Annotated in this window: 26 protein-coding genes and 1 pseudogene; 21 read left to right on the forward strand and 6 right to left on the reverse strand. The window is 50.5% G+C overall.

Annotated elements, in window-relative coordinates; genetic code table 11:
• The first annotated feature begins 81 nt into the window (after positions 1 to 81).
• The 3 genes and pseudogenes from FJM65_RS10950 to FJM65_RS21735 all read left to right on the forward strand — a co-directional run bounded on the left by FJM65_RS10950 (position 82) and on the right by FJM65_RS21735 (position 2,218).
• Entirely contained in the window at positions 82 to 1,506 is a 1,425-nt protein-coding gene (locus FJM65_RS10950; protein ID WP_140621559.1) for an arylsulfatase, read from the forward strand.
• 138 nt (positions 1,507 to 1,644) lie between these two features.
• Positions 1,645 to 1,995 (forward strand): annotated as a pseudogene (locus FJM65_RS21730) (glycoside hydrolase N-terminal domain-containing protein); the annotation flags it as partial.
• Positions 1,996 to 1,999: 4 nt separating this feature from the next.
• The gene (locus FJM65_RS21735) at positions 2,000 to 2,218 is read left to right on the forward strand and encodes a glycoside hydrolase family 95-like protein (protein ID WP_394348137.1); all 219 of its coding nucleotides are present in this window, start codon (positions 2,000 to 2,002) and stop codon (positions 2,216 to 2,218) included.
• Positions 2,219 to 2,230: 12 nt separating this feature from the next.
• On the opposite strand, the gene FJM65_RS10960 is transcribed toward FJM65_RS21735, so the two are convergent.
• The 3 genes from FJM65_RS10960 to FJM65_RS21240 form a co-directional block, all read right to left on the reverse strand.
• Complete coding sequence (locus FJM65_RS10960) at positions 2,231 to 3,007, reverse strand: DoxX family membrane protein (RefSeq protein WP_140621561.1); 777 nt, start codon at positions 3,005 to 3,007, stop codon at positions 2,231 to 2,233.
• 341 nt (positions 3,008 to 3,348) lie between these two features.
• A complete protein-coding gene (locus tag FJM65_RS10965; RefSeq protein WP_140621562.1) occupies positions 3,349 to 4,716 on the reverse strand; it encodes a phage integrase SAM-like domain-containing protein in 1,368 nt (455 codons plus the stop codon).
• 3 nt (positions 4,717 to 4,719) lie between these two features.
• On the reverse strand, positions 4,720 to 4,884 hold the full coding sequence (locus FJM65_RS21240; protein WP_181163695.1) for a hypothetical protein: 165 nt from the start codon (positions 4,882 to 4,884) through the stop codon (positions 4,720 to 4,722).
• 158 nt (positions 4,885 to 5,042) lie between these two features.
• On the opposite strand from FJM65_RS21240, the gene FJM65_RS10970 reads away from it, so the two are divergent.
• On the forward strand, positions 5,043 to 5,402 hold the full coding sequence (locus tag FJM65_RS10970; protein ID WP_140621563.1) for a hypothetical protein: 360 nt from the start codon (positions 5,043 to 5,045) through the stop codon (positions 5,400 to 5,402).
• Here the strand turns inward: FJM65_RS10970 and FJM65_RS10975 are convergent.
• From FJM65_RS10975 to FJM65_RS10985, 3 genes are read right to left on the reverse strand one after another with little or no spacing between them, the layout of a single operon-like run.
• The gene (locus FJM65_RS10975) at positions 5,365 to 5,697 is read right to left on the reverse strand and encodes a hypothetical protein (protein ID WP_140621564.1); all 333 of its coding nucleotides are present in this window, start codon (positions 5,695 to 5,697) and stop codon (positions 5,365 to 5,367) included. The genes FJM65_RS10970 and FJM65_RS10975 overlap by 38 nt on opposite strands.
• Position 5,698: 1 nt before the next feature.
• The gene (locus FJM65_RS10980; protein ID WP_140621565.1) at positions 5,699 to 6,205 is read right to left on the reverse strand and encodes a DUF4468 domain-containing protein; all 507 of its coding nucleotides are present in this window, start codon (positions 6,203 to 6,205) and stop codon (positions 5,699 to 5,701) included.
• A 32-nt stretch (positions 6,206 to 6,237) separates the two neighbouring features.
• Positions 6,238 to 6,711, reverse strand: a complete 474-nt coding sequence (locus FJM65_RS10985; RefSeq protein WP_140621566.1) for a helix-turn-helix domain-containing protein — start codon at positions 6,709 to 6,711, stop codon at positions 6,238 to 6,240.
• Between the two features lie 145 nt (positions 6,712 to 6,856).
• Between FJM65_RS10985 and FJM65_RS10990 the strand changes: the two genes are divergently transcribed.
• The 17 genes from FJM65_RS10990 to FJM65_RS11070 all read left to right on the forward strand — a co-directional run bounded on the left by FJM65_RS10990 (position 6,857) and on the right by FJM65_RS11070 (position 18,120).
• A complete protein-coding gene (locus tag FJM65_RS10990) occupies positions 6,857 to 7,123 on the forward strand; it encodes a hypothetical protein (protein WP_140621567.1) in 267 nt (88 codons plus the stop codon).
• Positions 7,124 to 7,125: 2 nt separating this feature from the next.
• Positions 7,126 to 7,428 (forward strand): helix-turn-helix domain-containing protein, encoded by a 303-nt coding sequence (locus FJM65_RS10995; protein WP_140621568.1) that lies wholly within the window; start codon positions 7,126 to 7,128, stop codon positions 7,426 to 7,428.
• A gap of 25 nt (positions 7,429 to 7,453) precedes the next feature.
• Positions 7,454 to 7,696, forward strand: a complete 243-nt coding sequence (locus FJM65_RS11000) for a hypothetical protein (protein ID WP_140621569.1) — start codon at positions 7,454 to 7,456, stop codon at positions 7,694 to 7,696.
• Complete coding sequence (locus FJM65_RS11005; RefSeq protein WP_140621570.1) at positions 7,693 to 7,884, forward strand: hypothetical protein; 192 nt, start codon at positions 7,693 to 7,695, stop codon at positions 7,882 to 7,884. The genes FJM65_RS11000 and FJM65_RS11005 overlap by 4 nt, the downstream gene beginning before the upstream one ends.
• Positions 7,881 to 8,084: a hypothetical protein gene (locus FJM65_RS11010; protein WP_140621571.1), complete on the forward strand. Its 204-nt coding sequence runs from the start codon at positions 7,881 to 7,883 to the stop codon at positions 8,082 to 8,084. The genes FJM65_RS11005 and FJM65_RS11010 overlap by 4 nt, the downstream gene beginning before the upstream one ends.
• Before the next feature lie 78 nt (positions 8,085 to 8,162).
• A complete protein-coding gene (locus FJM65_RS11015; protein ID WP_140621572.1) occupies positions 8,163 to 9,479 on the forward strand; it encodes a hypothetical protein in 1,317 nt (438 codons plus the stop codon).
• A 21-nt stretch (positions 9,480 to 9,500) separates the two neighbouring features.
• Positions 9,501 to 9,779: a hypothetical protein gene (locus tag FJM65_RS11020; protein WP_140621573.1), complete on the forward strand. Its 279-nt coding sequence runs from the start codon at positions 9,501 to 9,503 to the stop codon at positions 9,777 to 9,779.
• Positions 9,776 to 10,129, forward strand: a complete 354-nt coding sequence (locus FJM65_RS11025; RefSeq protein WP_140621574.1) for a hypothetical protein — start codon at positions 9,776 to 9,778, stop codon at positions 10,127 to 10,129. Before FJM65_RS11020 ends, FJM65_RS11025 begins: the two co-directional genes overlap by 4 nt.
• A 185-nt stretch (positions 10,130 to 10,314) precedes the next feature.
• Complete coding sequence (locus FJM65_RS11030) at positions 10,315 to 10,542, forward strand: hypothetical protein (RefSeq protein WP_140621575.1); 228 nt, start codon at positions 10,315 to 10,317, stop codon at positions 10,540 to 10,542.
• A complete protein-coding gene (locus FJM65_RS11035) occupies positions 10,539 to 11,168 on the forward strand; it encodes an ASCH domain-containing protein (protein ID WP_140621576.1) in 630 nt (209 codons plus the stop codon). The genes FJM65_RS11030 and FJM65_RS11035 overlap by 4 nt, the downstream gene beginning before the upstream one ends.
• On the forward strand, positions 11,165 to 11,347 hold the full coding sequence (locus FJM65_RS11040; RefSeq protein WP_140621577.1) for a hypothetical protein: 183 nt from the start codon (positions 11,165 to 11,167) through the stop codon (positions 11,345 to 11,347). Before FJM65_RS11035 ends, FJM65_RS11040 begins: the two co-directional genes overlap by 4 nt.
• Complete coding sequence (locus FJM65_RS11045) at positions 11,338 to 11,583, forward strand: hypothetical protein (protein ID WP_181163696.1); 246 nt, start codon at positions 11,338 to 11,340, stop codon at positions 11,581 to 11,583. The genes FJM65_RS11040 and FJM65_RS11045 overlap by 10 nt, the downstream gene beginning before the upstream one ends.
• A 3-nt stretch (positions 11,584 to 11,586) precedes the next feature.
• Entirely contained in the window at positions 11,587 to 13,191 is a 1,605-nt protein-coding gene (locus FJM65_RS11050) for a DNA cytosine methyltransferase (RefSeq protein ID WP_140621579.1), read from the forward strand.
• Between the two features lie 504 nt (positions 13,192 to 13,695).
• Positions 13,696 to 14,073, forward strand: coding sequence for a hypothetical protein (locus tag FJM65_RS11055; RefSeq protein WP_140621580.1), 378 nt, complete (start codon positions 13,696 to 13,698; stop codon positions 14,071 to 14,073).
• A gap of 63 nt (positions 14,074 to 14,136) precedes the next feature.
• Positions 14,137 to 14,607, forward strand: coding sequence for a hypothetical protein (locus FJM65_RS11060; RefSeq protein ID WP_140621581.1), 471 nt, complete (start codon positions 14,137 to 14,139; stop codon positions 14,605 to 14,607).
• Positions 14,607 to 16,301 (forward strand): hypothetical protein, encoded by a 1,695-nt coding sequence (locus tag FJM65_RS11065; protein ID WP_140621582.1) that lies wholly within the window; start codon positions 14,607 to 14,609, stop codon positions 16,299 to 16,301. Before FJM65_RS11060 ends, FJM65_RS11065 begins: the two co-directional genes overlap by 1 nt.
• Positions 16,285 to 18,120: a hypothetical protein gene (locus FJM65_RS11070; protein WP_140621583.1), complete on the forward strand. Its 1,836-nt coding sequence runs from the start codon at positions 16,285 to 16,287 to the stop codon at positions 18,118 to 18,120. Before FJM65_RS11065 ends, FJM65_RS11070 begins: the two co-directional genes overlap by 17 nt.
• Positions 18,121 to 18,142 lie beyond the last annotated feature (22 nt).

Genomic DNA, 18,142 nt, shown 5'->3' on the forward strand with positions numbered 1-18,142 from the left:
AATCTCTGTCTGTATGGCTATCTTAAGCACTTCAGCACCGGGACCGGCTCCTGTTGCCTCACCATTCATACTTCAACCCGGATGATACGCTCGCGCTATACCCTTTTTCTGTTTTTGATCCTGGCCATCTCCTCCTGCCGCAGCTCCCCCGGAAGCGAGGCCGACGAAACGCAAGCCGCCACCCAGCCGAACATCGTGTTTATACTTGCCGATGATCTGGGCTACGGCGACATCGGCCCCTACGGGCAGACCAAAATCCTAACCCCGAACCTGGACAGGATGGCGGCGCAGGGTCGGCGCTATACCCAGTTTTATGCCGGTTCCACCGTCTGCGCTCCCTCCCGTGCGGCGCTGATGACGGGGCAGCATACCGGCCATACCTACATCCGGGGCAACGGAGAGGTGCCGCTGCGCGCCACCGACACCTCGCTGGCGAAGCTACTGCAGGAAAGCGGCTATACCACCGGTATGGTGGGCAAATGGGGACTGGGGCTGGAGGGCACTGCCGGCGTGCCGGAGAAACAGGGCTGGGACTTCTTTACCGGGCACCTGCATCACCTGGAGGGGCACCACCAGCAAGCCGACTCGCTGTGGCGGCTCACGAATGGCAAGAGCACCAAGGTGCCGGTGCCGCAAGATAGTTATGTGAATGAGATCTTTACCCAGGACGCGCTGGCTTTTATCGAGGACCAGAAGGAGAAGCCGTTCTTTTTGTACGTGTCGTATACCTTGCCGCATGCCGAGCTAAAAGTGCAGGACAAGTACATGCAGCCCTACCTAACAGCAGAAGGCAAAAGCGTGTTTGCCCCCGAAACCGAACAGCCCGACGGCAAGTGGTATAGGCCGCAGGCCTACCCGAAAGCCGCCTATGCCGCCATGGTAACCGCCGTGGACGATTATGTGGGGCAGATCATGCAAAAGCTGGAGCAGCAGGGGCTGGCCGGCAACACGCTCGTGATCTTTGCCAGCGACAATGGCACCCACCTAGAGGGCGGCAGAAAAATGGCCGACGTGACAGAGGAATTTCTGAGCAGCGGCCCTTTGCGCGGCGTAAAGCGTGACCTGTACGAGGGAGGCATCCGTATTCCTTTTATCGCTTACTGGAGAGGCAACGTAGAGCCCGGCACCACCAGCAATCATGTCGGCGCTTTCTGGGACATCCTGCCTACGTTTGTGCAGCTAACCGGAGGAGCAGCCCCAGCGGCCACCGACGGCATCTCTTTTGTGCCGGACCTGCTTGGCAAAGACAAGCAGCGGGAGCATGAGGCGCTCTACTGGGAGTTCTCGGAAGGCGGCTTTAAGCAGGCCGTGCGCCAGGGCGACTGGAAAGCCATCCGGTTTTATAAGAACGGCCAGCCGGAGCGCACCGAGCTCTATAACCTGAGCGCAGATGTGGGGGAGCAGCACGAGCTGTCGGCCTCCAACCCGCAGAAGGCGCAGGAGCTGGAGCAGCTTATGGACCAGTTGCGCACGCCTGCCGAAAACGAGCTTTTTAAGATCAAGTAAAATCAAGCACCTGTTACTGATGATGCCGCACCTAACCTTGCTGAAGCGGTCGCTGCTGTTCCTGCCATACTTTATGCTGATGCTGCTACCGGCCCTGGCGCAGGATAAGACCTTAAGACTATGGTACGACAAGACTGGATGCGGGAGGCCCTGCCGATCGGCAACGGCTACATGGGCGTGATGTTCTTCGGGGGAGTGGGAGAGGAGCGGCTGCAGTTCTCGGAGGAGTCGCTGTGGTCGGGCGGCCCGCATTCCAACCCGAAGTATAACTACGGCAACAAGCCGGAGGCCTGGAGATACCTGCCCGAGATCAGGCAGCTCATTAAGGACGGAAAGCTGCAGGAGGCGAACCAGCTGGTGCAGCGGCACCTGACGCGCACGGCTCCTGCCAAGCTGGAGGGCGGCACCGACTGGGGCGATTACGGGGCGCAGCAAACCATGGGCGACCTCTACGTGCAGCTCGCACACGGGCGCTATAGAGCTGCTGCCGGCGCTGCCCGAAGTATGGCAGGCGGGACAGGTAAAGGGGCTGCGGGCCAGAGGCGGGTACACGCTGGACATGCGGTGGGAAGGCGGCAAACTGGCGCAGGCAAGTATAAAGGCCGACAAAGACGGCACCTGCCGCCTCGTTTACCGGGGCAAGCTGCTGGCCTTGCCTGTGCAGGCCGGCAGCGTGACACGCGTCAAAGCGAAAGATTTTGAAGGCCTTTAAGCTGTGCTTCTCTCAGGCCACACCGGCAGGCATGGCGGGCTTTTCTTCGGTTAAAGGCCTCTTGCGGGCGGCCTGGTAAAGCCGGCAGCAGAGGAGCAAGGCTTCGAAGGCTACGAGCGCTGCGATTACCACAGGCATCTGCGGGTGCAGGTCTCCGTAGGTAACTCCCACCATCGCCAGGAAAGGCAACAGGATAAGCACCCGGTCCAGCGGCTTTAAAAAAGATGCGCGTGAAGCAGTAACCGCAAAGCAGGTAAAAGCCAGCAAAGCAGCTATGTTGGTAAGGGTATAATTGACAGATGCCAGCAGCATGGTGCTGGCGCAAAACAGAATGCCCAGCCAGCTATACTTGTCCTGGCCAATGGCATCGGTAACAGAAGGGGTAATGTTCTGTGGCTGATCGGGGTGCAGCAGGAAACGGAACTTGTGGCGCTCCGTGCCCAGCAGAAGGAGGTTTAGTGCAAGAAACAAGGCATTAACATAAGGGGTGCCTTGCCATTGCATCGAAACGGTAACGGCAAGTATGGCTACGTTCATGGGCACCAGCATAATGGCCCCGAGCAGGCTGAAGCGCTGCGACAGCAGCAGTGCACCGCACACCACCTGGCTCACAGCCACTACCTGCGCAAACAACCCCAGGCCGTACTGTGCCAGCCGCTCCTCCAGCCACGGAGGCCCGATCAACTGCCCAAAGTGACCGTGCGTTAGCTTACAGATTCCCGCTGAAAAGAAGATATACCCCAGAAACAGCCGGATAAGGATCTTGAGAAGGTTGGTATTGCTTAGCATAGTTTATTTTGTACTAATGGTATCTGATATCACTTATACCTAATAAGTTGCTAAGCTTATCGTACTTCTGAAAATGAATTATACCAACGCGTGGTTTTATACTATGAACAGGACTGAAACGGCTATTTTATTGGAACTAGTGCGCGTGGAGAAATATGCCCGCTGTAGAATGGGGTAATAAAAAAGCCTCTCGGATTTCTCCAAGAGGCTTTGCGGTGGTCACGAAGGGAATATTTTTAGTATATCCCCCTCCAAAAGTTTCCAGCGGATTCCCTTAAACGGGCTGCAAATCGTGTTTTTGTGGAATGCATGTGAATCCTTTGGAATGTAAACAGCTAAAATTAGTGCCCACTTTTCGTGCCCAAGCGTGCCCCCATCTTAGCAGACTGCCGCTTAAATTCCTGTATTAGCTCATTGGTATCGATGCCCGCATAGCGGTTAAAAGCCGACTCGGTTTTATGACCAGTGGCCTGCATGATCAACCTGGTTGGCACCCCCTGGTATATCTTAAGCGTGACAAAAGTCTTGCGCCCGATCTTGGTGCTCAGGTTAAGCCGCTTGAGCTTCACAAAGCTCTGAATCTTTTTCAGGTACTCGTTGATCAGCGGAGATGGCGGCAGGCAGGTGTCGTACAAGCCATCATATTTAGCCAGGATCTCATTGGGCTTAAACAGGGCATCATCATAAAGCGGGATGTAGCAGGTGTTCAAAGTTTTGGTGGCTGGTATCTCGATATGCTCATCCCGAATATAACTATAGTCGAGCTTGGTCACGTCAGAGATCCGCATGCCGGTGTAACAGCACATCAGGAACACATCCCGGGCAATCTCCAGGTCTTTCAGCTTGGCGCTGATCTCTGGACCGTTTATGTCAAAATCGGACTTGCTGGAGTAGGCGGCATAGACCTTGTTCCGGATGTCCTCAGATTTGAAGTCTATACTATAAATGGCGGTCAGCTCCCTGGCCGAGAGGGCATCTACCCCCACGTAAACGCTTGGAGCCTCAAAGCGCCTGTACTTTTTGTTTACGTCCAGGTCCAATTCTTCCTCGCACCACTTCAGGAAGCTCTTCAGTTTGGCCACATGCTTGCCAAAGGTATTGATCTCCTGCTTCAGGGTGTTGAGCACGTAGTTTTCGAACTCTTGGTAAAAAGCCTTATCGCAGCCGTCCAGTGTCAGCGGTGTGCCCCGGTGCTTTTCAAACTCTTCAAAGCGTTTGATGCTGCTCTTTACACCCTTTATAGTATTGGGCGAAGTTCTGCGTCCAGTGCCTTTCTGGCGTTTGTTGGCCAGCCAGTCGCACCACTGGTTAAACAGCTGGAAGAACTCAGACTGCGGCTCCTCTGCCGGCTGCTCCTCTTCCATGCCAGGGTAAGGGTAGAGTGCTGGCTCCGGCTCTGGCTCAGGTTTGGGTTTAATGCGCAGGTCAAATTCCTCCTTTAGCTTGGCAGGCGTCAGCACCTCGGATTTTTCCTCAAAATCGCGGTTGATCTGGTGCAGCGTTTTTTCCCACAGGTTCAGCTTGTCGTTAATTTGGGTGGCGAAGGGCGCCTTTCCCACCATTTGCTGCTTTTCCTCATCCCAGTGCTCCGGCTTGCACCTTTCTCCGGTGGATAGGTAAAGCTCTTTGCCGAAGGTTACCTTGATCCTGATCGGCATGTACCCTTTTTTGGTGGGTCTGTCTTTGCGTAAGTAGCGGTTAACTTCCATGGCTTATTTCTTTTGGTTTGCTCTCAGTGCTTCAATCAGCTGGTCTTTGGAAGTGATCAGGTCGCGCATCAGGTCCAGCTCCCGCTGCAGCAATGCAAGTTCAAATTCATAAAAGTTGACACTGTATGGGGTATTCTCTATATTGTTACTTCGGCATGTTGTGCACATGTGCTCCCGGTTTATATATTTTTAACCGGTTGTTATTGCCTACAATGTTACCCAGTCCTTTCGCTTCCCCTGGCGAAGATCCTGTACCGTTAGAGTTAGGGGTGTTCATAGCTGTGAATGTTTGTGTATAGTAAAAAAGAAGCCATGACCATAAGGCCATGGCTTTTGTAATAACTCGTCCTGTGGTTGTGGCCAGCGCCTTCATAGCTTTGCCTTGTACTAAAAATGATGTTATGCTACTACAAGTAAAAGAGCTTTTGGAGCAATGCGGCTTTGAGATGAACTGCCAGGATACATACCTCTTTGCATCTATACTTAATGCAGATGGTGAGACATACCAGGTGCTTTACTCCAGGGGCCATTTATCCATGCATTTATCAAAGGGCATACTGACAGCTGACTTACTGCATGGCGTGAAAGTAGAGAACCTTAATGAGGTGAAGTTCCTGCTATCTAGGGTTCACTGCTTCAGCGAAGATTTTAAAAGCCTGTGTGCAGAAAAACTTCTAATCCATTAATGGCAGGAGTAAGCACCTGCATAAATGTGCGGGTGCTACTCAGCCTTTTATCATGATCATACCCTCTGTCGTAAGCATCAGCTTCGTGCAGTGCTTGCTGAAGCAATGGTAGGGCACTGGCTCTTGCCTGTACCAACTGATCTGTAGGGTGCTCATCTACTAATTCGTCAATAAGCACAGCCGCATCATTACAAGTCTTTCTGATTTTGCCTACAGTATAACCATTGTCTCTCTCAATGCGGAATAGCTGCTTGTGAAAAGCTTTTAATATAAAGTACTGCTGAGGGAGCTCCATACTACCAATCGTTATCACTAGCAGCTGCAGTACCTGCCAGATAATCCTTAAGGCTGGCTACAGATCCTTTTACATTTGCTTCCGTTTCAGCGTGTGCTTTAGTTCTATATCCTTTTGCCCATTTGCTTTCAAATGGATAATCTCCTGATCCTGGACTTGTGTATACAAAGTCAGTGAAAGTATAGCGCATTTTACCATCTTTAAAGTCCAGGATCATGGTATGCTCTATCCATCCTTTCTTCATGAAAAGGTTTGTTGAGAAGTTGCCTCTGCAGATGATCTTGCCATTCTCCTGATCAGCCAGCTGAATCACATCATTTGCTGACTTATAGTTAAGCGCTATCCATTGCTTTGCTTTTGTGAAAAGCTCATCCTTGGATAAATTACTGCTCAATTCTTCAACAGCTTGCACCTGGTATTTACCTGTAGTTGCATCCAGCTCTATTGATTGGGCTGATACTATAAGTGTGGCTATCGCAAAAGCAATAGTAAGTAGAGTTGTTTTCATAAGGGTGTATTTGATTGGTTTGGTTTCAGTATTTATCTCGTGCTTAGCCTCTCAATCAGCTGGGCTTGTTGGGCAACCATGTTCTTATAGGAATCACGCTCCCTGGCAAAGGAATCCCGCTCTGTTTTCAGGACTTCACGATCCTTCTCACAGGTAAGGAGCTTGATATAGATCTCATCGATGCCCATGCCATATACTTCCTGGCGGCCGCTCATCTTTTTCCCTATCTGTACTTTTGGTTTGTTGCCATCTCCCACAGCATTGCCGATACCAGTGGCCGTCTGTATAGACTTTGTTTCTCCAGCCTCTTCCGTTTCCCCAATTAGTGTAGAAACAGGAACTTCAAGTACCTCTGCAATTTTGTACAGTGTTGTCAACTTCAGACTGTTATTTCTTATAGCAGCATAGTAACCAGTCTCAGTCATGCTTATCTGATCTGCGAGGGACTTAATTGTAATCCCTTTACTTTTAGCTAGTTGCGATACTTTCTTTCCTAAATCTTCCATTGGTATAAAAAAATACTATAAAAAAAATTGCAGTAGCTGTAAATAATTTATAGTATTGTCGTATAGTTCTTAATAACTACTGCCAAATATATAAAAGTGTGTGTAGTTTTTATATAACTCTTAAAAGTTTTGTGTAAAAAAATATATGGAGCCCAAAAATAGACTTTCCGAAATCTTCGGGGAAATAGGGTTAGTGCCCCGGCCCACTGATGAGATGCTGTCCTCCTGGGGCATGACACTCCACCGCTTTAATCTGCTGGTGCAGAACAGAGCTAAGTTACCGATGAGTGTGAGCGAGATGAAAGACTTAAAAAAATGGCTCCAAAAGAATTTTAAAGGAAGAAATGCCTACCTATTTGAGGAGGACATGCCCGCAGAACTAAGAAACAAACAGACAAACTTAAACCTGTAATCATGGGAATGACTGTAAACGACTTACTAACAGTTGGCCAGATGCAGAACATGCTCGGGCCGCTGCTGCAGGAGATCAAGACGCTGCGATCCATCGCAGCCAAGGCCTCAGACCGCTATTTCACCATTGACGAGGCCGCCACTTATACCGGGCACTGCACAAAGGTTGTACGAAACTGGATTAAGGAAGGCAAGCCCGACCGGGGCGGCAAAATCGTGAAGCTGAAGGCTTCGGAGTTCGCCCCAGGCAAGTACCGCATCTCCAAGCAGGATTTGGATGCCTACGGTCGCATAGGATTAGATTAAGTATCACATTTATACCAGTACAATTATGGCAACAATTATCATCACCCCAACCCCCACAGTACCGCTGCTGGATAGCAAACTGCGCATTTGCCGCAACATGCTGCAGGCCTATAACCTGGAGCTGCTCGTGCTGCAGCAGCAACTCAAGACTTACCAGATCGAGCAGAGCCTCTACGACGAGTGCGTTGCCGCCATCGAGCGCGACAAGCAGCACATCCGGTCTGAAATGAATGGGCTCAGGGCTTACCACAAAGCAATAGCGGCATGATGGGAAGAATAGAGCAACTACAGCGCGAAATGCGCCAGATCAGAGAGACTTACCTTGATAAGCGCAGAGAGCAGCTTGACATAAAGGACAAATCTTCTGACCAGTGGCATGATCTGGAGGCAGAGTGCCTCAGCCTGATGCAAGACCATTACACCAAAAGCTTGGAAAGTAAATCCCTGGACAAATGACACACTTTGAATTTATCGCCTCCAGCGCAAACGAGCTGGCTTTGCTGCGGTCCAGAAGGCTGAGCCTGCAGGCCCGAAAAGCCAGCGCCGACTTTCACTCAAAGCAGTACCGCCTGCTCACAGAGGAGCTGAAGCAGGTGGAAATGCAATTAGCTTACAAAGAGAGAGAGGTTTCCCAATTCGTGGAAACCAATTGCTAACGATACAGGGGCTGCAACAGGGGCTGGCACCGCAGACATGCACCGCCAGCCCTGCATCCTTCTAAACCTACACATACTATGCTTGCAAAGAAAATAAACCAAGGCAAGGCCCTTCTTGCCTGGCACTTACTTGTACAGAAAAAGAACAATGAGCAACCGCTGATAGAGCGTAAGCGCAAATTTGCCGACGGCACCGAGCAGCTATACTATACCCGCACAAAGCTGATCCCGGGCAACGTGGAGGCCACCGGAGAGCGCCTGATCAAGGAGTATATCAGGGCGTATGAGTTCCAGCTGCAGCACGGCTTTGAGCCCGAGCATGAGCAGGATCTGCCGAGCCTCTTTACCAACAGCGCGAAGATGGCTGACAAGCGCACATGCTCTGATCGCACCATCCGAAATCATATATCTAGGCTGCGCAAGGTGGGCTTGATTTCCGGCTACGTGTTCCACGGAAGTTTCCACGATTACGAGCTGTGGATTAACCCTGAAGTACTGTTTTCGGGTGAAATTCTGTGCAAGAAAAATGCAACAGAAACCCCAAAAACCGCAGAAATTTCCCCAAGCGCCTCCCCCAACGACAATAATCTTCCGCATAATGTAGCATTTGAAACACTTGAAACAGTAGAAAAAGAAAATACACATGTGGATAAGTGCGGAGTTGCTGCGCAACAGGGTGCCTTGCCTGACGGCGAAGGCGACTGCCACACACTTGGAACACAAGAAACTGGCAACCCAGGGGCGCAACGAGCTGGCAGCAGGCTCAAATCGAGGCTTTACGGCTCCGTAGAAGCAAAAAAACAGGATACGGGGACTGGGGGCGCGGCGCGGGCCGAGAAAGACGCTCAGAGAGCCGTATTCGTGGCCTATGTCGAGCACTTCTGGCTCACTGCCTGGAAACTGATCTACCCGAACGCCCAGTTCAACGACTACATGCAGCGCCAGGCCAAAAATGCTATCTGGCGTGGTGTTTACGGCGGTTTCACTGCTAAAATGAATAGCAAAGAGTGGGAGCAATACCACAAGGAAGCCATTGAAAGACTGACACTTGCCGCTAATTATTTCGAGAACCACCCGGACAAGTACGCCCCGATGCCTTACGCGGAGTTCAAGCCTGGTACCGGTTACTTCGACTTCGAGAACCTGCGAGGATTCAGGGCCACGGAGGAGTGGCTGATCAAGCAGCAGGTTTGGAGGCAGCAGCAGGAGGTTAATGCCGCCCTGAGCCGCGCCCAGCGTGAGATATCGCTGCACAAGCAAGGCAAGCTGGAGAAGCTGCCGAAGCGCCTGCAGGCCAAAACAAAGCTAGAGCTGTTCCGCTTCCACGAAAACAAGATGAAACGCCTGGGCCGTGCCGCCCTGGATAAGTTCTACGCCATTCACGCAATCAATTAATCAACCCTTAAGTATCACAAAATGAGTACACAGAATTCCCAATTCAAACGCACAGACGCTGGCAATACGCTGGCGCAGACAGCACTTACGAAGGCCATTTTTTACTTTACCGATGGCAACACCCGCACCTTCCACTCCCGCGACAGGCTGAAATCCAACTCAGGCCCGAGCCGTGAGGTAGGCATTAACCGCCTCAAGAAACTAGGCTACAAGTGGAAGGGCAGCATTCAGAACGCCTTCATCTACGACCTCCAGACAGGCGAGGAGCTTTTCAGGTTTAAAGACGGACAGTGGACATGATCCTGAGCAGCCAACAACTGGAGATCAGCCACTCGGAGGGCATGGAGCTGTGCCGGCAGATCGTCAAATACCTTTCAAAGGAGATCACTTCGCCTGAAGATAGATTAACCCCTTTCGAGGTGCTGGCGGCAACGCAGCTGCAGAAAGTATACGCTAAGCTGATCCGCCGCATCTCAAAGCAAACCAAAATCAGCAAGTTCAAGATCACCTTAACGGCTCCGGAGCTTATAGCCATTCACGAGATCATCAATGACTATCCAGTGGAGCTGTACAACATCCTGAGCCAGGTAGACCGCAAGGTGCTTAACTATGAGCAGGTAGTAGACTTTAACTATGCCAGTAATTTATAGATCAATTAATCAATAACCCCTAAATCTTAATCCTTATGAAAATCAAGTTTTTAGCGCCAACGCTGTTGGCTGCCATGGTACTCTTTGCCTCTTGTAATCGCAACACAGCTTGTGCGGCCTATAAAGTATCCAAGCACGAGCCGCTTATGAAGCCCACATTTTTAACTGATAAAAGAAAGTAGACAATGGAACAAAGTATCACATTTACGCAGATCCGGCCCAGGTACTACCAGATCACCAGGGGCAAGAAGATCCTGGGTGAGATAGCACCTAAAAAGGATGAAGAATCCGGAGTGATCAGTTACCATGTAATTGATCATGTTCAGGACAAGATCGCAGCAAAAGACTGTGAAAGTATTAACCAGGCAAAGGCATTTGCAGAGCTGCATTTCGGGAAGGAGGTGCAGGCATGAGTACCCAGGTAAAAGAAAGACCAATCCTGTTCAGCACTGAAATGGTGCAGGCTATACTGGAAGGGCGCAAAACCCAGACCAGGAGGATTTTAAAGAAGGACTCTGCTGAGGCATTAGATAGGCAGGATAAACAAAATCAGGAGGCCATGATAAGTATAGCCTCTCAACTTTGCCCTTACGGTAAACCAGGTGACCGGCTTTGGGTGAGAGAGACTTTATACTTTGATACCTGTGGCAATGAATGGTGCTATCAAGCTGATAATTCACCAGTAACAACTGCTGATATTACCAGCAGCAGGAAAGCGATCCCTTCCATACATATGCCTAAAGCTGCATGCCGACTTCTGCTGGAGATAACCAACATCAGAGTAGAGCGCCTGAAGGAGATCAGCCAAGAGGATGCGAAAGCAGAAGGCCTCCGCCGTTTTGCAAAGTTCGGTATCGAAGAATGGGGTGGTGTAGAGCCACATCGAGAAGTTAAAAATCACTTCAGATGGTATGATAAGCCTATTGAGGCATTCAAGAACCTATGGGAGCACATTAATGGGCCTCTAAGCTGGAAGCAGAACCCTTGGGTATGGGTGCTAGAATTTAAGGTTGTGGATGGGAAGGAGGTGGAGCTATGACGGATTGGCAAAAGTATAACCAGCTGAAAGCGGCAGTAAAGGAAATGCGAGCTGCTCAGAACAACTACTACTCCAGGGGCAGAACACACGAGCTCTTGAAGGTGGCCAAAGCCAAAGAAGCTGAGGTGGACAAGCTGATCAGCGACGAACACAAAAATCAGATGAGCTTATGGAGATGAGAAACACAACGGCCCTGGTATGTACCCAGGGCCACTATGATCTACTCAACAGCATGACCAGAGAGAACATGCACTTTGACACAGTTTGGTGCGAAACCGAAGAGGATGCAAAGTTTGAACTGATGGTGGCCAGGCGCTTCGGCTGGCTGCTCCACCGGCGCATCAAGAAATCTTGGAGCTGGAAGCGGTTCAGGTTTATGTACAGATTTGAAATAAAGAAGCCGATAAAGAAATAGCAAATGATTACTCTTACTGATATGTTTTGTGGTTGTGGTGGTAGCTCAGAAGGTGCGGCCTCTGTGAATGGAGTACAGGTTAAACTGGCTCTGAACCATTGGAGGCTCGCTGTAGAAAGCCACAACACCAACCACCCCGACACTGATCATGACTGTGCGGATATATCCGAGACACATCCCGCCCGTTATGGCAGAACCGATGGCTTGATAGCCTCACCCGAATGCACTAACCATTCCCTGGCTAAAGGCCAGCGTAGAAAGAACCTTAACCAAGGGGACTTTTTTCAGCAGAAGATGATAGATCCGGGAGCTGTGCGAAGCAGGGCCACTATGTGGGATGTGGTACGATTTGCTGAAGTACACCGTTATGAGTTCATCATAACTGAAAATGTCGTAGATGTACGTGATTGGGAGCTTTGGACTCCATGGCTGAAGGCAATGCATGCTTTAGGGTACAACCATAAATGCGTGTACCTGAATGCTATGTTTGCCCACGGCGAAGGTATTACCGGTTATGCACCTCAATCCAGAGATCGGATCTATATCGTTTTCTGGAAGAAGGGCAACCCGGCGCCTGATCTTGATATCAGGCCGAAAGCACCATGCTCCCAGTGTGGCATAACTGAGGCGGTGCAATGCTTTAAACCAGGAGCAAGTAAGAAAGCAAGGTATAAGCTGCAATATATTTACAGGTGTTGGCAGTGTGCTTCTGAAGTAACACCATTTTACTTTGGAGCCATTAATGCATTGGATCTTACCCTGCCAATGGTCCGCATCAAAGATCGGGAGGAGCATGGGCTGCGTCCCCTGAAGGCCAAGACAATAGCCCGTATCGAGTATGGTATCAAAAAGTATGGTCTGAAGCCGCTGCTGTTGGATCAGAGAAATGCATCCGGTGGCATTGCTGCTAGAATCCGTTCCGCTGCGGATGATGTGCTGAATACGCAGAGCACTGGATTTAGCTCTTATATGTTTTCGCCATTTCATTTTGATATAACACAGGCAAACTCCAAAGGAGACAAAACAAGAGGTCTGCTTGATGTTATCCATACTCAAATGACCAAAGCTCAAACAGCATTAGTAGCTCCTCCTGGTTTTATGCCTGTACTTCATGGTACTAGCAAGGTGCAAAGCTTTGCAGATCCGCTCGGATGTGTTACAGCTGGAGGCATCAACCACAGTGTTTTGTTGAGCCCTGCTGCAGTTCTAACAATGAGAGGAGCAAGAACACTTGAGGATCTGAGCAAGCCTTTGCCTACGCAAGTAGCGGCCGGCATTCAGAATTGGCTAGTTTCATCGCAGCCATTCATCACCAGCAACTATAGCAGTAACCAAGCGTCATTAGCGACAGATGCTCTTCCTACTATGGTTTGTAAAGACATGCATGCGCTAGTTGAAACCCATGGTCAGGTAAATGTGGAAGATTGCTATTTTCGAATGCTGCAGCCGACAGAGACAGCCAAAGCACAAGGTTTCCCGGATCACTATGTAATCTTAGGTAATAAGGAGCAACGGCAAAAGCAGATTGGGAATGCTAACCCTCCTCCAACGATGGAGCTGCTGGTGCAGAGATGCAAAGCAAGCTTAGAAAAGCATGCATGGGTATAACATTACTAAAGCCAAAGCTTATTTAAGTTTTGGCTTTTTTTCTGAAATAACCCGTCCGACTATTTAAGCTTTTGGCACAATACCTTTAAGCTTCATTAAAGCCAGAGGTCATGAGGAAATTACTATGTGCTACTTTGCTGCTGATCAGCATGGCAGCATGCCAATCCAGGTGCCCAGCCTATAGCGGTTACAATACCGCAAAGCCACTCTACAAACCTACTTTCAAGAAAGATTTCGGCAAGCTGAGGCACTATTAGCGGGAGGGCAGCGGTGCAATTTTGTGCCGCTGCCTTTTTCTGTATTACGAGTGCGAGAGAATTGCACTTTTTTCGCCATCTGTTTTGAATGTTTTCCGGAAAAATATGTTTAAATTCAAATATTAAATCTTCCACGTACATGCAGAAATCTGTAGTTATCTCCATCCCCGTACCAAAGCACGTTAAACAGTTTATGCTCGCAGAATTTGGACCTGAAGAACCTCTCAGAGTCCACCAAAATCAGTTTATGGGCAATGCTGTCAAACTGGTGCTTATCAAGAACCCTTATCGTATCAACCGCCAGAAGCTTGCCCCTGTGAGGCAGGAGCATGTGAAAATCGTATTGCCTACATCTCTTAAGCATTACACTATTTCCGAAGAACGTTTACAGCACCTGGGGCAGTTTTTCCAGAAATTCTTCACGCAGCAAATGTTTCAGTTCATTAAAGGGGCTGTGCATTACACCCAAAACGAGACGGATGCGGTAAGATCCTTCTGCCGTGTCTACAACATCGACCCGGACTCGTACGATGACGAAACCGCCAGAAAAGCGTGGCGCGACTACAAAAACAAGGTATTTGAAGCCAACACAAGCCTGTTAGAACTATCAGGCAACGAGAGCTGATAAATACGTCCTTAATCTTCCAGCCTGCAGGATGTTTCTTTGTGCTGTAACATACAGTATACAATGAACAACCTGCAGGACTTTCCTTCCTTTATCAACTATTTTCGGCAGCTTCAGGCCGAAAAGAAAGGGCTGAACAGCTTTGTGCATGGCGGCATTAACCGCATGGCCAGCCTGGACAGAAGCACCACTACCTATCCGGTGCTCTGGCTCGAAACCCCATCCTTCACGCCTTCCGAGAACGGAGCCGACAATGTTACCGGCACCTGGTCTGCCGCCATTGTGGTGCTGGATCATACCGGCGACATGGATTATGCCGAAGAAGACCAGGCATGGGCTGATACCCTAAAGATGCTCAACTCCCTGCTGTCCCGCATCAAGCGCGACAACCGCGGCTTTGCGCTCTCCAAAAGAGCCGTGGAGCCGGTTAGCCCTATGTTCGTTACCGATCTGGTAGGCTGGCGCTATGAGTTTGAGATAGAGGACTACCTGGACCTGTGTTATAAACCTGAAGAGTGGGAGGGGGCTGAGTAATGTCTTTAATTAACCTAAAAACCAGGTACACCCGCGTAGTAGTAACCTCAACAGGTGGCGAGTACCGTGAAGAGTTCTGGAATTTTAACACAGCTACACTACTTGTTGAAAAGACAACTAATGAGGGTGTGCCTTATGATGATCCGCCGCCTGTTGACACCTCCATGCCAACGGATCAGGAGTTCTATCATAACTGCGAGGGCACAACCAGAGTAGGCTACTTTCATGACGGTAACGGAGGTTTTACCACTGTAGAAACTGCCAACAGTGCGGAGTGCGGCTACGTGGTACCAGCTGGCACTTTCATCCGTAACGACTGTAACGGCGTGAACCTGCAGCAGGTACTGGCCGATGGCAGCGGAGGCGAGATGTGGGGTGATGTGGTGGAGTACAACAGCGCCAGCTGCGGCTACACACCGCCCTGCGACCTGGTGCCACAGCCACCGGTGGTTAATGGCTACAGCGTGCAGCTGGCAGCCACCACCTCTTTCCCGCCTGTGCTTTACAGTGTAAACGGCGGCGAATTTAAGGAGCAGAGCCTGTATGAGGGCTTGGAGCCAGGCAACTATACCGTAGATTACAAAGATGCCAGCCCGAGAGCCTGTACCGCACAAAACACCTTTGAGGTGGTGCCGATCGTGGACAAGCTATACTATAGCCGCAACCCATTCTGGTACCAGGTAGCCGCGGAGCCAGGGGCAGAGGTGGAGTTGGAACTGCTGGCCGAAAGTGAGCACTACAAGCAGGATTTTCAGGTAGTATTACCACAAAGCAAGGTGGCCACAGCCGATGGCTTTTGCCATTTCAGGTTGGATAACATCCTGAGCCGGCTGCTGAAGGCAGAGCCGCCAGTAGGCTCAGTTACCTATGCCTGCAAAAAGAATGTGCTCAACTACTATGTGCGCTACCGCATCAATGGTGGCGAGTGGCAGATCAGCTATACCAGCACAGTGCTCCTGGGTGGCATGCCGCTCGAAAACCAGCTTTCGCCTTTCGGCCATTTCCTCACCTCGCACGAGCGCCTGAAGACCATCAACAAAGCCCAGCCCGAGTACCTGTACTGGATCAGCGACGGCACCCATGGCCAGGTGCAGATCAGGCGTGGTACCTGGCTAAAAGGCGTAAGCGAACCGGCCTATACTTATGAGGTGGTGAGCGTTAAGAAGCACGAACTGCTGTGCATACCCGCCTTTGAGCCAATAGCTGAAGGAGTAGATAAAGTAGATGTTACGGTGCTCTCTCCTGAGTTCGTGGAGATCACCGAAAGCATGGTTTACAAGATTGCTCCGGACGTGGCAACAGATGAACGGTTCTTCCTTTTCTATAACAGTTGGGGCGGACTTGATACCCTGCGCTGCACAGGTGAGCGTGAAGATAGCCTGGATGCCAAAGAGGAAATGGGCGAGGTGGACGTGCAGCCAGGCTTTATGCCTAACCAGGGCCAGCGCTTTGTTTTCTCTTCCGATCTGCAGCGCAAGATAAAGCAGAGTACCGGCCCAAATCCTGACTGGCGCCAGGAGTACCTGCAGGACTTCGTTATTTCGCCTGCCAGGTACGAGTGGTACCGGAATCAGATGCTGCCGATTGTTCTCTCCAGAAGAGGGCTTTTAAACAGCTCCCGCAAAGGGAGGCAGGGTTATACTTTTGAATACGATTACGCTTTTGACCTGACAGGCTATGCAAAATCTTATTGAGATGGAGGTAGAGGGGAAGCCGGTGGTGCTTAACCCCGGTACCTCGCTTTCCTTTGAGTGGAACAACCCGTTGTTTGCCCAGGAGGTGATACCAGGCAGCTTCTCGCTGCCTTTTACCATACCCGCAGCGCCCAACGGCCAAGTGTTCGGTTTTCCGGAGATCGTGGCCAATACCAAGGACAGCAGGCGCGAATGGCCCTGTACGGTTTACTGCGAGGGAGAGCAGATTAATGGTATTCTGAAGCTCCGGAAAGTTACCGAACAAACCTACACGGCCAATGTGCAGATTGGCTTCTCAGCTTTTGGAGAGCTGATAAAAAACAAGTCTATCCGTGATTTTGGGTATGGCGGTGAGCGCGTGATGGGGGAGGATCTTACCCAGGTGCTTAACCACATGCAGGACACGGCCAAGAGGCCGGCTGACTTTGACTATGTGTTCGCTCCGGTGCATAACCCCTCGCTGTACGGCGATAAGAACACCCAGTACCGCGGCTATGTGAACTACTATAACATGCAGGATTATCAGGCCGTGGCACCTGGTGGCAGCACCTTGGAGTGGTATGACAGTGAAGGCAACCCGGTCTACCACTATTTTGCCTATAACTTAGGGTTTAGTGTGATGGGCAGCTCAGGTTCTACGGCAAATGCCATCAGCCCTTTCCCGAAGCTGAAGTATGTGTTGGAGCAGGTAGTGGCAGAGCTGGGTGTGCAGTTTCAGGAAGACTTCTTTGATGAGGAGCTGAGCCAGCTCTACATCCTGAGCAATACGGTGCTGGACAGGCTTACAACTGCCGGTGGTCTGGAAGGGTTTACCGTCAACAACTCTTACCGCTACAGCTTTCACATGAAAGACCAGTTGCCTAACCTGACCTTCTCGCAGCTCCTGCAGGCGCTAAAAGATACGTTTGGGCTCTCGGTGCAAGTAGGATTGGATAAAACGGTTTCCATACGCAAGCTGCGTGATCTGTTGGAGCAGAACGATTACCAGGACCTTACGCCCTATGTCTCACCTGGAGTGGAAATGCCGATTGAAGAAAGGCAGGGCTTGACACTGCGCTATAAACTGGATGATGATGTGAGCAGTGAGCGCGTGCAGGATCTTCCGGAAGGGCACCGCCTCCTTGATCCGGTGGAGACACCTGCAGATCTGCAGGCTTTGAACTATACCGGCCCAACCCCGGAGCATAACGATGTACGCTATGTGCGTTCAGAGAAGGCTTACTACCGTTACAGCCTCATGGAAGAACCGATAGGATGGGGTTTCCTAACAGAGGATTATATGCCGTTGCTGGTGAACGGCGGCGGCGATGATTTGGAGCAGGGCATTGCGCTAACGCTGGATAGTAACCAGGTGCTGGTGTACGACACAAACAATCCTGCCTCTAACGAAACAATGAAGATGCCCTCATTTGGAGTGGAAGGCTATTCGGCGCCCTTCGGCGTATTCAACGTGCCGCAGTCGTTGCGGCTTGCCTTCTACAGAGGGTATCAGCCGATAAAGGAGCAGAAGGAGAACAGGTTGTACCCATTGCTCAGTGGAGATAACTACAATGCCAGGGGAGAACAGATAGGGCAGTACAGCCTGAAGCTGGATGGGGAGCATGGCACCTATGCCACCTTTCTGCAGTCGTGGATGGAGTTGCAGGCGAACCCTAAGCCAGTGATCAGGCAGCTGTACCTGAACATGCCTGCCCTAAAGAAGATCGACTTCAACAGGAAAGTGAACATCGATGGCAACAGGTTTCTGATCAAGAAACTCAAGTTCAGTCTTCCGCTACGTAAAGCGGTGACTGCAGAGCTGATTCAGGTCAAAAAATAAATTTGCCACTTCCGTCCTGACT

Source organism: Pontibacter mangrovi (genome assembly GCF_006385705.1).
Lineage (GTDB): Bacteria > Bacteroidota > Bacteroidia > Cytophagales > Hymenobacteraceae > Pontibacter > Pontibacter mangrovi.